At 39.3% G+C, this 14,642-nt stretch carries 17 protein-coding genes; 10 read left to right on the top strand and 7 right to left on the bottom strand.

Annotated features, from left to right (window positions below; translation table 11 throughout):
- Positions 1–164: 164 nt before the first annotated feature.
- Positions 165–530 carry a helix-turn-helix transcriptional regulator gene (locus H0Z31_02570; GenBank protein MBO8176319.1) on the top strand — a complete coding sequence of 122 codons (366 nt, stop codon included), beginning with the start codon at positions 165–167 and terminating at the stop codon, positions 528–530.
- A 214-nt stretch (positions 531–744) separates the two neighbouring features.
- Positions 745–1,587 carry an alpha/beta hydrolase gene (locus H0Z31_02565; GenBank protein MBO8176318.1) on the top strand — a complete coding sequence of 281 codons (843 nt, stop codon included), beginning with the start codon at positions 745–747 and terminating at the stop codon, positions 1,585–1,587.
- 124 nt (positions 1,588–1,711) lie between these two features.
- On the opposite strand, the gene H0Z31_02560 is transcribed toward H0Z31_02565, so the two are convergent.
- Positions 1,712–1,972 (bottom strand): DUF1871 family protein, encoded by a 261-nt coding sequence (locus H0Z31_02560; GenBank protein ID MBO8176317.1) that lies wholly within the window; start codon positions 1,970–1,972, stop codon positions 1,712–1,714.
- Positions 1,973–2,054: 82 nt separating this feature from the next.
- Here H0Z31_02560 and H0Z31_02555 point away from each other — a divergent pair, with 82 nt between their 5' ends.
- Positions 2,055–3,242 carry a putative C-S lyase gene (locus H0Z31_02555; protein MBO8176316.1) on the top strand — a complete coding sequence of 396 codons (1,188 nt, stop codon included), beginning with the start codon at positions 2,055–2,057 and terminating at the stop codon, positions 3,240–3,242.
- An 18-nt stretch (positions 3,243–3,260) separates the two neighbouring features.
- Here the strand turns inward: H0Z31_02555 and H0Z31_02550 are convergent, their stop codons facing one another.
- From H0Z31_02550 to H0Z31_02540, 3 genes are all read right to left on the bottom strand, one after another.
- A complete protein-coding gene (locus H0Z31_02550; protein MBO8176315.1) occupies positions 3,261–3,704 on the bottom strand; it encodes a superoxide dismutase family protein in 444 nt (147 codons plus the stop codon).
- A 172-nt stretch (positions 3,705–3,876) separates the two neighbouring features.
- Positions 3,877–4,074, bottom strand: coding sequence for a hypothetical protein (locus tag H0Z31_02545; GenBank protein MBO8176314.1), 198 nt, complete (start codon positions 4,072–4,074; stop codon positions 3,877–3,879).
- A gap of 31 nt (positions 4,075–4,105) precedes the next feature.
- Positions 4,106–4,711: a peptidylprolyl isomerase gene (locus H0Z31_02540; GenBank protein ID MBO8176313.1), complete on the bottom strand. Its 606-nt coding sequence runs from the start codon at positions 4,709–4,711 to the stop codon at positions 4,106–4,108.
- A 207-nt stretch (positions 4,712–4,918) separates the two neighbouring features.
- Between H0Z31_02540 and H0Z31_02535 the strand changes: the two genes are divergently transcribed.
- Positions 4,919–5,320 (top strand): kinase-associated lipoprotein B, encoded by a 402-nt coding sequence (locus H0Z31_02535; protein MBO8176312.1) that lies wholly within the window; start codon positions 4,919–4,921, stop codon positions 5,318–5,320.
- Between the two features lie 48 nt (positions 5,321–5,368).
- Here H0Z31_02535 and kapD read toward each other — a convergent pair whose 3' ends face one another.
- Positions 5,369–5,992 (bottom strand): 3'-5' exonuclease KapD, encoded by a 624-nt coding sequence (gene kapD, locus H0Z31_02530; GenBank protein MBO8176311.1) that lies wholly within the window; start codon positions 5,990–5,992, stop codon positions 5,369–5,371.
- Between the two features lie 367 nt (positions 5,993–6,359).
- Here kapD and H0Z31_02525 point away from each other — a divergent pair, with 367 nt between their 5' ends.
- Positions 6,360–8,198, top strand: coding sequence for a penicillin-binding protein (locus H0Z31_02525; GenBank protein ID MBO8176310.1), 1,839 nt, complete (start codon positions 6,360–6,362; stop codon positions 8,196–8,198).
- Between the two features lie 44 nt (positions 8,199–8,242).
- The gene (locus H0Z31_02520; protein MBO8176309.1) at positions 8,243–8,617 is read left to right on the top strand and encodes a hypothetical protein; all 375 of its coding nucleotides are present in this window, start codon (positions 8,243–8,245) and stop codon (positions 8,615–8,617) included.
- 14 nt (positions 8,618–8,631) lie between these two features.
- Here the strand turns inward: H0Z31_02520 and H0Z31_02515 are convergent, their stop codons facing one another.
- Positions 8,632–9,186, bottom strand: coding sequence for a DUF5366 family protein (locus H0Z31_02515; protein ID MBO8176308.1), 555 nt, complete (start codon positions 9,184–9,186; stop codon positions 8,632–8,634).
- Between the two features lie 309 nt (positions 9,187–9,495).
- Positions 9,496–9,705 (bottom strand): hypothetical protein, encoded by a 210-nt coding sequence (locus tag H0Z31_02510; protein ID MBO8176307.1) that lies wholly within the window; start codon positions 9,703–9,705, stop codon positions 9,496–9,498.
- 304 nt (positions 9,706–10,009) lie between these two features.
- On the opposite strand from H0Z31_02510, the gene H0Z31_02505 reads away from it, so the two are divergent.
- Genes H0Z31_02505 through H0Z31_02490 form a run of 4 tightly spaced genes read left to right on the top strand, consistent with a single transcriptional unit; the run spans position 10,010 to position 14,640 of the window.
- Positions 10,010–12,415 carry a Na+/H+ antiporter subunit A gene (locus tag H0Z31_02505; GenBank protein MBO8176306.1) on the top strand — a complete coding sequence of 802 codons (2,406 nt, stop codon included), beginning with the start codon at positions 10,010–10,012 and terminating at the stop codon, positions 12,413–12,415.
- Entirely contained in the window at positions 12,412–12,834 is a 423-nt protein-coding gene (locus H0Z31_02500; protein ID MBO8176305.1) for a Na(+)/H(+) antiporter subunit B, read from the top strand. Before H0Z31_02505 ends, H0Z31_02500 begins: the two co-directional genes overlap by 4 nt.
- On the top strand, positions 12,834–13,175 hold the full coding sequence (locus H0Z31_02495) for a Na(+)/H(+) antiporter subunit C (GenBank protein ID MBO8176304.1): 342 nt from the start codon (positions 12,834–12,836) through the stop codon (positions 13,173–13,175). Before H0Z31_02500 ends, H0Z31_02495 begins: the two co-directional genes overlap by 1 nt.
- Entirely contained in the window at positions 13,168–14,640 is a 1,473-nt protein-coding gene (locus H0Z31_02490) for a Na+/H+ antiporter subunit D (GenBank protein MBO8176303.1), read from the top strand. The genes H0Z31_02495 and H0Z31_02490 overlap by 8 nt, the downstream gene beginning before the upstream one ends.
- The last annotated feature ends 2 nt before the right edge of the window (positions 14,641–14,642 follow it).

Here is a 14,642-nt window from a genome sequence, read left to right as displayed (position 1 = left end):
ACAGTATCGTTTAACAGACATTCATACCAATAAAAATTGGCACATCGATGAATAAAATAATAACAAAAGTTATCCATAGTTATTTTAGGGTAGAGCCAATTATTAAAAAAGAACGAACGAGGCGTTCGATCTTTTTAGGTATATATCATGGGAGGGATGGAGGAATGTCTCAATTTGGTGAAAATTTACGGATGATTCGCGAACAACGTAAGATGACTCAGCAAGAATTAGCTTTAAAAGCACGGTTAGGAACACAAACGATTGAAAAATACGAATCGGGAGAATATATTCCAGACACTCAAACCATTTTACGTCTTTCTACTGTTTTAGACGTCCCCGCCTCAGAATTATTAGAGAATGAAGTGCAAGAAAAAACGACTTCTATTGATCCGGAAATTGTTCAACTAATCAAAGAAATTGGAACGAAAAAAGCAAAATTAATTTTACGTAAAGCAAAAGAGTTCTCTGAACAAGATTTCTTACGCGTTATGCAAATGTTGTACGAAATTAAATACGAAAAAAACGAATAATTTCTCTTTTTTTCGTATTTTTTTGTATAAGACATGTATTAACTGGATATTCTGTAAATACAAAGCTTTCTAGTATTCCCCCCTTTGTTATCTTTTTATGTATGGCACTTCGACATTCGAAGTGTTTTTTTTTTTACCTGCTCTTCACGAAAATGAAATAGGACGGGATTGGGCATACTATGAGTACAATTTTTCATGGGGGAGTGAAAGATAAATGACAGCAACGATTGAACAGATAGCACACATAAACAATATTGACGTATATTATGAAAAATACGAGAAAGCGTTATCTGACGAATACGTTGTGTTAATTCATGGATTTCTTTCATCGAGTTTTACTTTCCGGCGCCTGATTCCTTCATTAACAGACCATTACAATGTCATATCCATTGATCTTCCTCCATTCGGAAAAAGCGGTAAATGTGATAAATATAAGTATTCGTATAAAAATTTAGCGAAAACGGTTTTAGAACTGCTTGATTACTTAGGCATTCAAAAGGCGTATGTCATCGGCCATTCCATGGGAGGACAAATCGCCTTAAACATGATGACGTTAGAGCCGTCCTTCGTTGAAAAAGGCGTTCTCTTATGTAGTACAAGCTATATGAAAAGGGCTCGAGTCCCCCTTATCCTTTCAAGCTACCTCCCGTATTTTCATTTGTTTGTCAAATTTCATATAGCTAAAAAAGGCATTCTGTCCAAACTACAAAATTGTGTCTGTGACCATTCGCTCATTGATGATGAAATGGTATTTGGCTATATCCAACCGTTTTTAGAAAACGATATATTTGTGGCCTTAAATAAAATGATTCGCGACCGGGAAGGCGATTTACCAAAACAAGAGTTAAATCGTATTCAAACGCCGTGTCTTCTTATCTGGGGAAAAGAAGATCGCGTCGTTCCACTTCATGTCGGTGAACGGTTAGCCCAAGATTTAACGAACGCACAGCTTGTCGTGTTAGAAAATACTGGTCACCTGCTGCCAGAAGAAAAACCAAACGAAATACAGCGGTACATTCAAACCTTTTTTCAAAAAGATGCGATTGGTTTAGGATAAATGTTACTCGGTAGGATGTTTTCTCTTAATTTGTAATAATTTTTCCTTGAACAAAAAGATTTTGCTCTTATCTGTTGTTCAAAAAAAAAAAAAAAAAGAGCCTTTTAATAAGGCTCCCTTTAATTTACAATTCACAGCTTTGTTTTTCTTTAATTAATAGCAATTTCTTGGCGATTTGAATGCAGGCTTCCAATGGAATGACTTGTTCAAAGGAAAATTCATAAGTACGCTGAATCTCTTTCGCTAATTGGTTGGCATCGTCCAATTGATGTACTTCTTGAACGACATCAACAATTTCCGTATCGTAAAAATCCTCTCCTAACTGAAAAGGATCCCATTTTTTTAACGCTTCAACAAGACGTAAATTTAATTGTTGAATATCCAAAGCGCATCACCTTTTTATTTGGTCTTTCTGACACCTTATTTTATCATAACAGTAAGAAGATGTTGAAAAGGAATGATGCAAATTGGCAAAGCGATTCAATTTTGATGAAGTGATTCCGCGAAAACAAACAGCTTCCGTCAAATGGGATCTAATGAAAACAATGTTTGGAAAAGAAGATCTATTACCGATGTGGGTGGCAGATATGGACTTTCGTCCGCCGCAAGAAGTGCTAGATTCCTTACAAGACCGGTTGCAACATGGCATTTTCGGCTACACGCACGTTCCTGAAAAAGCGAGCCAAGCGGTTCAACAATGGATGAAACGACGTCACCATTGGAACATTTCGACCGAATGGCTCGTCTACCATATCGCCGTGGTTCCGGCCATTAGTTCCTGCATTCAAGCATTAACCGAACCAGGAGATAGCGTGCTTATTCAAGCACCGGTGTATCATCCGTTTTTTGACATGATTAAGCTAAACGGAAGAAAGCTCATCAATAATCCATTAGTGTTTAAGTGTAATACGTACGAATTCAATTTTGCTGACTTCGAACAAAAGCTTCAAGCAGGAGTCAAGCTATTTTTATTCTGTAGTCCCCACAATCCAGTCGGTCGCGTATGGACGAAAGAAGAACTCAAAAAAATCGGAAAGCTGTGCCAACAATACGATGTAACGATTTTATCTGATGAAATCCATGCAGACCTTACTTTTCCACCCCACAAACATATACCTATCGCCTCGTTTCCTGAATGGAGAGAACAAGTCATTACACTGGTTTCCCCAAGTAAAACGTTCAACATAGCTGGTTTGCAAGCATCTGCTATGATTATCCCAAACAAGCGCTTACGAACTCTCATCGGTCAGCAAATGAAACGCCAAGGCTATTTTACATTAAACACCATGGGCATTGTGGCATTAGAGGCAGCATATCGGTACGGGGATGACTGGCTAGATGCATTATTAGGCTATTTATATGAAAATATTCAATTAGTAAAAACGTTCATCGAACAACATCTTCCTGCGTTGACCGTCATACCACCGGAGGGAACGTATTTAGTTTGGATTGATTGTCGAAAACTCGGACTCAGTCCAAAAGAATTGCATCGAATCCTTGTGCAAAAAGGACACCTCGCTTTGGAACCCGGAGAAAAATTCGGTCCTGGCGGCGAAGGATTTGTCCGCATGAATGTCGCTACACCAAGATCCCAACTACTGGAGGGATTAGAACGATTAAAAAAAGCGCTAGGACAAATCGAAAAAGGAGACTAGTTAATCTAGCCTCCTTTTTTATTTCACCGTTTTTTCAGTGCTAATTTCTCCACAGGCAATTCGTTCGCCGGCGTTTCCTGCCGGTTGTGACATTCCGTCATCGGCTTCTTGGTGTATCACAATCGAAGTTCCTTCTTTTGTATATAAGGAGTTTTTCCCTTCTTTTAGTGTCACTTGGGAAGCCAAAATTTCAACCTTTACCGTACCATCATCTTCTACAATGAGATTAGGTAAATCACCCGCATGTGCCCCCTCTGGATTTAAGAGCCCATGATCTTTTTCATCTGGGTTAAAATGGTCGCCAGCGGATGTAAAGTCCGGTGGTTCACAGACGCCTTTATTATGAAAATGGATCGCATGCTCACCTGAAGGGAGTCCTTTTAAGTCCACTTTTACTAAAACGCCTTCCGCTTGTTCTTCTAACGTAATTTTCCCTAATGAATCTCCATCACGATTCATCATATCTACATCCAACTTTTTCGGATGTTGTTCCGCACAAGCCGCTAACAAAAAGGTAACTCCAATGATAGGAAGTATCTTTCGCACGTTACATTCCTCCACCTATGCCAAGATTCTCCTACCATTGTTGCCTACACCATTATGGAATATTCATCCAAAAGAAAAAGCAGCCAGATTATTTCTGACTGCTATCATCGTTTTGTTGATTCTTTAGTTGTTGTTCAAACTGTTTTGCTTTCTCTTCTTCTTTTTTCGAGTAGCGAATAATGAACCGCATCGTAATGATGGCTGCAATAATAAAAATGGCCATCGTAATCGTCGCTGGAATATATTCTGATTTATCTTCTGGAAAGTATAAAAAGAGTTGTAACATTCCGATAAACCCCTTATTTGTTCACAATCATTTATTCTTGAACAACGTTCATTTTTTCAATAATAACGTCCTCTACCGGCTTGTCATGTAAACCTGTTGATACGTTCGCAATTTTGTCTACAACGTCCATTCCTGCAATTACTTGTCCAAATACGGTATGACGGAAATCTAACCAAGGTGTTCCACCGTTTTCAACATACGCCTCAATAATTTCTTTCGGGAAGCCCGCTTGTTCCATTTGCCCTTTAAAGCTCGGGTCTAGGCTTGCGTTTTGAACGATGAAAAATTGGCTTCCGTTCGTATTTGGACCAGCATTCGCCATGGATAACGCCCCACGAAGATGGAATAATTCTTTGGAAAATTCGTCTTCGAACGGCTCTCCCCAAATACTTTCGCCACCTGTTCCATTTCCATTTGGGTCACCACCTTGAATCATAAAATCTTTAATGACGCGGTGAAACGTTAAGCCATTGTAGTACCCATTTTTGCTGTGGGTAACAAAGTTTTCGACCGCTTTTGGTGCATGTTCCGGAAACAATTTTAATGTTATTGTTCCGTGATTAGTGACCATTTCCACGACGATTTCGTTTTCTAAAACGTCGGTAGTTAATTGTGGATACATTACTTCATTTGTCATTGTTTCTTCTCCTTCATTTTTCATTTCCGCATCGCTTGCCTGCGAAGATTCTTTGCACCCTGATAATAACATAATCAAAGGTAAAATGACGAATACAATTGCTCGAACCATTGCTTTAATTCCTTCCCTTCTTATCTTATTTTTTACTTTCGAACCATCTTCATGTCGTTCATAATAAAATTAAACAATTTTTTAAGGAGGTTCCACATGTCTGCCATCCAACCGAACGATCTTGTCACTTGTATTTACAAAACCGGAAAATATATTGGTGAAGTGACGGATGAAGGCCCGTCCCATTTCGTTGTCAAAATTTTAGCGGTGGTTAAGCACCCAATGCAAGGGGATTTACACCATCCGAAGCAGGTGGATGTGCCTTTTTTCCATGAACGAAAAGCTTTAGCCCATTACGAACGTGCCAATATCCCTAAACAAATGGTAAAACCGTATGAAGGTGAAGTGCCAGACTACAAAGAGTCATTGCAACAAGCTTTTTATCATTTAAAAGAAGAATTAAAACAAGAAGCCACACCGTTTGCTGAAAAAAGCTTACTCGCTTTACAAAGTATTCAAAAAGAATACGAGTTAATGTACCGATTGACATTTGCTTAAACAGCAAAAAAGCTGTTTCGAAACTGAATTTCGAGACAGCTTTTTTGGCTATTGTCCAAACGAAATGTAATTTAATAATTGTTGTAAATCGACGCGGTCCCCAATGGTCGGTGGATCGGATTTTTTCAAATACTGCTTATCTCTTTCAAACAACCGATAAATATGGTACGTTGTCAACGCATCATCTAACGCCCGATGGTGATGACCGACCCCTTCTTTTCCATATTCCTGTATCGCTTTCCACAACCCCGTTTGATTGCGGTCCCCAAAAAACCGTTTATACTCCATTGATAAATCAATAAACCGAGCATCCAATGGGAACGGAACCTCTTCCCGCTCACAATGGTCACGAAGGACTTTCATATCCATGTTCCCCCATGTAACAATACGACTTGGCCCAAACTCATCCCATTTTTTCATTTGCTCGTACAATTCTTCAAACGTAATTCCGTGATTCACTTGCTCTTGTGAAATCTTTAAAAAAGTTTTACACCGCTCGGTTAACTTAGGAAACAGTTTGGGTTGAACAAATGATGAAAATTGTTCAACGATTTTTCCTTCACGTACGACAACGATGCCGGCTTCAATAATTTCTGGTACAAATCCTCGTCTCTGCCCAGATTCGGCCATCGTGAACTCAAAGTCCATAAAAAGGAGTTGCTGTTCATTCACCTACTTCACCTTCTAACTTTCGTTGTATTTACAACCGTCACAACCTGCCGAACAAAATACCTTGTTATCTAACATTATATCATGGGCGCTTTAAATATTTTTCTAATTTACAAGAAAAATGCAAAAATATTGAAATAGACATCAAAAACAGGTTATAAATATTTAGTAAGGCGAAATATTTTTAAAAAAGGTGGTTATCCATTACCATTGAAAAGCGGAATTTTCTCATTTCTTCCGTTTTTTACATGACAAGTCTCTTCTTTTTCTTCTGCTGCATGTTATTATGGAAGGGAATGAAAGAACAACAGAGACTATCATCACTATATGAAAGTACGAAATAGGAGTAACAATGAATATAAGAACGTGGATAGGGTTTTTCATTACCGGATGTTTACTTATTTTTTTCATCCAAGGAATTCGTCTTTTTGAAAAGGAATGGGAAGTGCGGAAGGTTCAGTCTGAACAATTTACAAAATTTCCACTCGAACCGATCCATCTTCCTGAAACGAGTTATTTGCTCGACCGAGACAGCCAACTTTTTGCAGAAATCGGACCAACTAATCGTCTGTACGTGTCGTTAGACGAGATTCCGCTTTTTTTACAACAACTGTTCGTCCTATCAGAGGACCATATGTTTTACGAGCATAAAGGGTTTGATTTACTAGCGATTACCCGTGCGCTCATTACAAATGTAAAAACACAAGGTATCGAACAAGGAGGAAGTACGATTACCCAGCAGCTTGTTCGAAACGTGTATTTGTCCCACGATCAAACGTACGAACGAAAATTGCAGGAAATTTTATATGCCTACCAGTTAGAACAAATTTATACGAAAAAACAAATATTAGAGTACTATTTAAATGCCATTTACTTTCATAACGGAATATACGGAATTGGCTCGGCCGCCCAATTTTATTTTCAAAAAAGGGTACCGGACTTAACGAAAGGAGAGCAAGCCTTTCTTGCGGCCATTCCGAATAATCCGAGCAAATATAACCCATTAAAACATTTTGACGATACGAAACAACGCCAAGAACGGCTGATTGACCTCCTAGTGGAGCACGGCATGTTAACTTCTCAAGAAGGTGAACAAATCAAACGTGAGCCGATTCAGCTCCATCTAAAAAGAAAAGTCGATCGGTTTCCGGATTACGCTGTTTACGTGGAACATGAGCTCAAACAACTCATTGCCGAACAAGAGGGATATACAGCGCGTCTCCATGAGGCGACAGATGAAACGGAAGTCAAACACATTCAAGAAGAGCTCGATCAACGAGTGCAAACCATTCTTGAAAGTGGTGTGTATATTCATACCGCCCTCTTTCCTACCGTTCAAGAACGAGCCGTCGCAAGTGTCCAAAAAGTATTACAAGGAACGGGCATTCAAGGAGCAGCAGTGGTTATTGACCATACGAACCATGAAATTGTTGCGATTACCGGTGGAGTCCATTACAAAAAATACGATTTCCATCGTGGTTTCCAAGCGTTTCGTCAACCTGGCTCTGCCATTAAACCTCTTCTTGTATATGGCCCTTATATTGAGCGCTATCAACCTCCGTTAACGAAACGAGTAAATGCCGGTGCATTTTGTTATCAAGGGTATTGTCCTCAAAATTACGGTGGGACGACCTACGGATGGGTGTCCCTTTTACAAGCATTTGCTAAGTCTTACAATACGCCTGCTGTTCGGCTGGTACATGAAATGGGAATCAAATCCGCTTTTCAAGATTTCAACTTGTTTTCCTTTTCACGAGTGAATGAAATGGATCAGAAGCTTCCTGCTGCGATCGGTGGGCTGACGTACGGGGTTTCTCCTCTTGAACTTACCGATGCATACACCGTTTTCCAAAACGGAACGTATGTGCCAGCACGCGCTATTCGAAAAGTAACGGACAAAGAAGGAAACGTGCTGTATGATTGGAAAGATGAGCGAACCATCGTGTGGTCGGAAGAAACTGTGAAAAAGATGCGAATGTTACTACAAGAAGTCGTTCGTACTGGTACGGCACAATCATTAAAGCGTCCAAAGTCTTCGTTTGTCGGTGGAAAAACGGGAACGACTAACGATTTTAAAGATTTTTGGTTCATTGGCATCACCGACCAATGGACAGCCGGCGTTTGGGTAGGAAAAGACCGCCCGGAAAATTTACAAACATGGGAAAGAACGAATCCGGAATTACGCATATGGGAAGAGCTGTTCCAATAAAAGACATGCTAATTGTGCATGTCTTTTCATCATTGAATATGGTAATGTATTTATTTTACAATTTTTATAACTGGAATTTTTTATCAAAAGAGGTGGTTTCGGTGCCGTTGGAAGAAGAAGTTATGGGGCTGTTAATTGGTGGTGCTTCGTTCGTTATAGGCATGGCCTTTCTGGTAAATATCTTACTTTTTGTCAAAAATAAAAACCATCGCCTCGCATACATGTGGGTGATAGTTCATCTTATTTTACTCTCGATAGCGATTTATTTCGGAATGCAATCCATTCGTGTTGACCACCATCATCCGATGGCCTCAGAAGAAATATCGCTCCTTTTAGGGCAAGCAGGAATTCTTTGGGCTGGAAGTATTCTTTGCTTAATCGTAGGTCTAATTCAATTTTCCAAAGCAAAATCCCCTTGATGAAAGGGGATTTTTTATATCGGTAAACTGGCGAGAATGCTGTTGTATAGCTTTAAAAACGCGTATGAAATAAATACAATCGATGATGACCAACTAGCGATTTGAAACGTAATAAAACCGATTAACGAAAGCGGTGTTAATACGGAACTCATTTGATACAAGTAATAGAAAAAATAGACAACCTTGGTGGTAATAAATATGAGTCCGATAGCGAAAATGGATTTCGTAAATAAAACTGAAACAAACCCACCAATAAGTAGTATCGTCAGCCCCGACCGATTAACGCGAACTTTAATCGCATCTTCTTCAGTACGAACAAATAATAAAACGGCGAACTCATGAAACGTCTCGGCCACGAGTTTCAACGCCGCAAGTAACATAAAACAAGTGATTGAGCAAAAAACAAATAATAAGATTCTGAGCTCTTGTTCCGACAAAAACTCCAACATCCCACCGTACAATCCAATGTTTTCAAACCAATGGAGGAGCGCATTTTCCCCAAATAATCCAAAGGAAATGCTAAACAGCACAATAGAAAAAAAAGGAAAATACCCACTATAGTGACTCATCCACGTCCATCCTCTACATTTTTCCATTCGTTTATATCATAACATATCAGAGTATAATTTGGCTTAGTCCAGTTTTTCGACTTTTGTTCAGTTTTCTTAAAATTTTGTCCACTTTTTCTAACATTTGTCCACATTCTCGATCACTTTGTCCACATTTTAAGCCGAGATTTTTAAAAAAGTAACGTCACATCTTTCGTGCATTCAATTCGATTATTTTCAATTTATCCTCTATTCAATTACCAAATTTTGTACATTTTTTTAAAAATCACTAAAAAAACTGCCTCGGCACTCTTTGGCCGTAGCAGTTTTTCACATCGCACGTTTTCGTATATATTGTCTCGGTTTGAACGGGATGACGGCATCTTCCAGTTGAAGAGGAGTCGTACTTTTTAGCTGTATAACTGCTCCACGATCATTGTTTTCGACATAATATTCATCAACATGTACATGGTGATAGCGCCAGGCAGCAACGAATAAAACGGCAAAAAGTGTACAAGCTAAAACAACTTTTCTTCGCATAAATACACCCCATTGGATAGTGTGGGAAGGAAAAAGAAAATTTATGCAACTTTTTATCATTTTTATTCGTATATTATGTCAAATGTTTTACTTTAATACAGCAAGGAAAAAAAGAATCAATCATGCAAACGCACTCATTTTACGTTATAATTGCATAGAGGTTTTTCGACAAAAACCACCAAGAAGGACTGGCAAAATTATTGCATCAAAGACCCAAAAAAGGATAAGCTGAAAGAGGACTTTTGTTCAGATCGATGTTCATAATTTTGCAACAACATTCTACATACAAAAGGGGGTACTAGACGTGACTCTGTTGCATTTAGCAATTATCGCGCCATTTTTGATGGCCATTCTCGTACCGTTCTTATATAAAGCCTTTCGCTCCATCCATACCGGGTGGTTTGTTCTTCCGTTACCAATTGTCTTGTTCATTTACTTTCTTCAATATTTACCATTAACTAGAGAACACAATACTGTAACAAAAACGATGGAGTGGATCCCATCACTTGGGATGAACTTTACGGCCCATGTCGATGGGTTAGGATTACTATTTGCACTCCTGATTACAGGTATCGGTTCGCTTGTTGTTTTGTATTCTGTTTATTACCTGTCCAAGAAAAAAGAACAACTTCATAATTTTTACGTATACCTCTTGCTATTTATGGGGGCTATGCTTGGAGTTGTTCTGTCCGATAACCTAATTGTGTTGTATATGTTCTGGGAATTTACATCTTTCTCATCCTTTTTACTAATCGGTTATTGGTATCATAGAGAGCGCTCTCGGTACGGTGCTGAAAAATCGATGCTAATAACGGTTTTTGGTGGTCTTTCCATGTTGGGAGGATTTTTGCTTTTATCCCTCATGGGCAATACATTCAGCATTAGAGAATTAATTAGTCAAGCAGGTGATTTAACTGCTCAACCACTATTTATTCCTGCAATGTTGCTTGTCCTACTCGGTGCATTTACAAAATCAGCGCAATTTCCGTTTCATATTTGGCTTCCTGATGCCATGGAAGCGCCTACCCCAGTCAGTGCGTACTTGCACTCGGCAACGATGGTTAAAGCCGGTATTTATTTAGTCGCACGTTTAAGTCCAGTATTTGCGATTTCCGGAGTATGGCTCTGGCTTGTCGGTGGAATCGGAATCCTTACGTTATTCTGGGCCTCTTTTAATGCCGTTAAACAAACGGACTTAAAAGGTATTTTAGCTTATTCCACAGTGAGTCAGCTTGGCTTAATTATGTCCCTTTTAGGAGTAGGAGCGGCTGCGCTTCATTTTGAAGGAATGGATGAAAACATATATACGGTAGCCACGTTAGCTGCTGTATTTCATTTAATAAACCATGCGACATTTAAAGGTAGTCTCTTTATGGTCGTCGGTATTGTCGACCATGAAACAGGTACTCGTGATATCCGACGTTTAGGCGGTTTAATGAGCTTTATGCCAATTACGTTTACGATTGCGATTATCGGCTCCCTTTCGATGGCTGGCCTACCACCATTTAATGGATTTTTGAGTAAAGAAATGTTCTTTACGGCGATGGTTCACGTCCTTGAATTAGACTTCTTCTCATTAGAAACATGGGGCTTCTTATTCCCTGTGTTAGCGTGGGTTGGTAGCATATTTACTTTCTTGTATAGTGTGATGTTAGTATCGAAAACCTTCACTGGTAAGTATCAGCCGGAAAAATTAGAAAAGAAACCGCATGAAGCGCCGTTTGGTATGCTAATATCGCCAATCGTCTTAGCATCATTAGTTATTATTTTTGGATTTTTTCCGAATATCTTATCGGAGACAATTATTGCTCCTGCGGTTGGTGTTATTTTAGCAAGCCTGTTACATGCAGGAGAAGAATTCCACGTGCATATTTCACATTGGCACGGCTTTACCATTGAAGTGTTCATGACGTTAGGTGTCATTTTAGTTGGTCTTGGATTGTATAAACTATTGCCGAAATGGATGAAAGTGTACAACCTTCAACCAGAAAAATTGACGTTTAACTACTTGTATGACCGTGGATTAGAGATAATGGATCAAACTTCCTATAAATTCACCCGAAGCTATATGACCGGGTTTATTCGTTCATATCTTGTGTATATTTTCATCTTTTTCATTTCCATTTTAAGCATTACGTTAGTCGTGCGTAATGGATTTGTTCTTGATACGTCTAACGTAGCACCTGTTGGTACGTATGAAATTGTTCTAGCCATTGTCATGGTTGCAGGAACGATTACGACACTATTAGCCAAATCAAGATTAACCGCCATCATTGCCCTTGGTTCAGTTGGATACAGCGTATCGCTGTTTTTTGTGTTGTTCCGTGCACCTGATTTAGCGTTAACTCAGCTAGTCATTGAGACCGTGTCTGTAGCGCTGTTCCTTCTTTGTTTCTATCACTTACCGAAGCTGAGTCGTCACGAGACTCGAATGAGTTTCAAACTTGGAAATGCCGTTATTTCATTAGGCGTTGGTGCCATCGTGACATTGATTGCTTTATCTGCTCATAGTCAAAAGTTATTTGACTCTATAGCACAATATTACGTAGAAAATACGTACAATGAAGCGGGCGGTAAAAACATGGTTAACGTCATTCTCGTTGATTTCCGTGGTTTTGATACGATGTTTGAAATTTGTGTATTAGGTATTGCCGCACTTGGTATTTTCTCGATGATTAAACTACGCTTAACAAGGAGGAAAGAAGGATGAAAACAAATGACTTGATTTTACAAACGGTAACGACCGTTGTCACCTTTATTATCATTTTGTTTTCCATCCAGCTTTTCTTCGCTGGCCACTATCATCCAGGTGGTGGATTTATTGGGGGATTGATGACTTCAGGAGCCATCGTCCTTCTTTTGCTAGCTTATGATATTAAAACGGTGACAAGCATTTTACCAATTGACTACAAAATTTTAATTGGCATTGGTCTCCTCCTTGCTGTTGGAACAGGGGCTGGCGCCTTATTGTTCGACGTCCCATTTTTAACCCATGCGTATGATTATTTTCATCTTCCTCTTTTAGGAAAGACATCGTTACACACAGCGGTCCTGTTTGATACAGGTGTCTACTTAGTGGTTATTGGTGTCACGATGACCATTATTCAAACGATAGGAGAGAGTGAATAATGGAAATATTAATGGCGATTGTCATCGGCTGTCTTTTTACAGCTGCGACGTATTTAATGCTTAGTAAAAGTTTGTTGCGAATTATTATAGGTACTGGTTTGTTAAGCCACGGAGCCCATCTACTTATTTTAACGATGGGTGGCTTAAAACGGGGAGCAGCTCCGCTATTAGGCGAGCATGCGGAAGTATATGTGGATCCATTACCACAAGCGTTAATCTTAACAGCGATTGTTATTAGCTTTGGTGTCACTTCCTTTTTCTTAGTTCTCGCTTATCGAGCATATCAAGAAATTGGAACAGACAATATGGATCGAATGAGGGGAAACGAAGGAAATGATTAATTTATTAATGTTACCGATACTCATACCGTTAGTTACAGCCATTGTGTTAATTTTTATCGGGAAAAATGTGTTTTGGCAACGGACCGTTTCGGTGATTTCAACGATCGGAACCGTGCTAGCTTCGATCTTTTTAGTACGCTATGTACATTTATACGGCATTCAAACGTTAGATTTAGGTAGTTGGCAAGCACCTTTCGGAATTACGCTCGTTTCTGACATGCTCTCTGCGCTTTTAGTGTTAACAACGAGCGTGATTGCACTTGCCGTACTGTTCTATTCGTTCCGCACTATTGGAGTAGAACGTGAAAAATATTATTACTACTCCGTGTTTCAATTTATGATTGTTGGTGTAAACGGAGCCTTTACAACAGGAGATATTTTTAACCTCTTCGTATTCTTCGAAGTGATGCTTATGTCCTCCTACGTGTTGCTCGTTTTAGGAGGCACAAAAATTCAGCTTCGTGAGTCCATTAAATATATTTTAGTTAACGTAATTTCATCGGCGTTATTTGTGATTAGCGTTGCGTACTTATACTCTGTGACAGGTACGTTAAATATGGCCCATTTATCCGTTCGTATTGCGGATTTAGGACAACCAGGTATTATTACGGTTGTGGCGATTTTATTCTTGATTGTGTTTGGGTTAAAAGGAGCGATTTTCCCGCTTTATTTCTGGCTACCAGGTTCTTATTACGCTCCACCTGCTCCAGTATTAGCGTTATTTGGTGCTCTGTTAACAAAGGTGGGCGTCTACTCTATCATGCGGACGTACACGCTGTTGTTCTACCATGATACAGGGTACACCCACGCCATTTTAGGTGGATTAAGTTTAATTACCATTATTGTTGGGGTCATTGGAGCCATTGCGTATTGGGATATTCGTAAAATTGTCATTTATAACATCATTGTTGCTGTTGGTGTCATTACATATGGAATATCCGTAATGACACCTGAAAGTTTGGAAGGGTCTGTGTTTTATCTCATTCATGACATGATTATTAAAGCGTCCCTTTTCCTACTCGTAGGGACTATCGCTTATATTACAGGAACAAACCGCCTAAAAGAGTTCAGCGGCCTTATCAAAACATATCCGCTGCTCGGATGGACGTTTTTCATTGCCGCTCTCTCCTTGGCTGGTGTGCCACCATTTAGTGGATTTGTAGGAAAAGTGTTAATTGCCCGTGCTGGCTTTGCGAAAGGAGAAATGATAGGAGCACTAATTATCCTTTTATCCAGCTTGTTGGTGTTATATTCAGTCATGAAAATTTTCATCAATGGATTTTGGGGAGAACCAAAAGCCTATGAGAAAAAGCCAATTGGTTCACTATTCGGCCCTGCCGTATTCCTAATTATACTTTCTGTGTTCTACGGAGTAAGTGTGGAATGGATCAAGCCGTTTTTTGCCCAAGCTGCCGATGTGCTCGTCGAACCGACAATATACATTGAAGCTGTGTTAAAGGAGTAATG

It is taken from the genome of Bacillus sp. (in: firmicutes) (genome assembly GCA_017656295.1).
Taxonomy (GTDB): Bacteria; Bacillota; Bacilli; order Bacillales; family JACDOC01; genus JACDOC01.
The sequence above is the reverse complement of the archived record's forward strand: the minus strand, read 5'-3'. Positions and strand labels throughout refer to the sequence as shown.

Bases quoted from the DNA above. Each gene is read 5' to 3' on its own strand.
- H0Z31_02570 (MBO8176319.1), top strand. From the start codon at position 165: ATGTCTCAATTTGGTGAAAATTTACGGATGATTCGCGAACAACGTAAG.
- H0Z31_02565 (MBO8176318.1), top strand. From the start codon at position 745: ATGACAGCAACGATTGAACAGATAGCACACATAAACAATATTGACGTA.
- H0Z31_02550 (MBO8176315.1), bottom strand. From the start codon at position 3,704: ATGATGAATCGTGATGGAGATTCATTAGGGAAAATTACGTTAGAAGAA.
- H0Z31_02545 (MBO8176314.1), bottom strand. From the start codon at position 4,074: ATGTTACAACTCTTTTTATACTTTCCAGAAGATAAATCAGAATATATT.
- H0Z31_02540 (MBO8176313.1), bottom strand. From the start codon at position 4,711: ATGACAAATGAAGTAATGTATCCACAATTAACTACCGACGTTTTAGAA.
- H0Z31_02535 (MBO8176312.1), top strand. From the start codon at position 4,919: ATGTCTGCCATCCAACCGAACGATCTTGTCACTTGTATTTACAAAACC.
- H0Z31_02520 (MBO8176309.1), top strand. From the start codon at position 8,243: ATGTATTTATTTTACAATTTTTATAACTGGAATTTTTTATCAAAAGAG.
- H0Z31_02515 (MBO8176308.1), bottom strand. From the start codon at position 9,186: ATGAGTCACTATAGTGGGTATTTTCCTTTTTTTTCTATTGTGCTGTTT.
- H0Z31_02510 (MBO8176307.1), bottom strand. From the start codon at position 9,705: ATGCGAAGAAAAGTTGTTTTAGCTTGTACACTTTTTGCCGTTTTATTC.
- H0Z31_02500 (MBO8176305.1), top strand. From the start codon at position 12,412: ATGAAAACAAATGACTTGATTTTACAAACGGTAACGACCGTTGTCACC.
- H0Z31_02495 (MBO8176304.1), top strand. From the start codon at position 12,834: ATGGAAATATTAATGGCGATTGTCATCGGCTGTCTTTTTACAGCTGCG.
- H0Z31_02490 (MBO8176303.1), top strand. From the start codon at position 13,168: ATGATTAATTTATTAATGTTACCGATACTCATACCGTTAGTTACAGCC.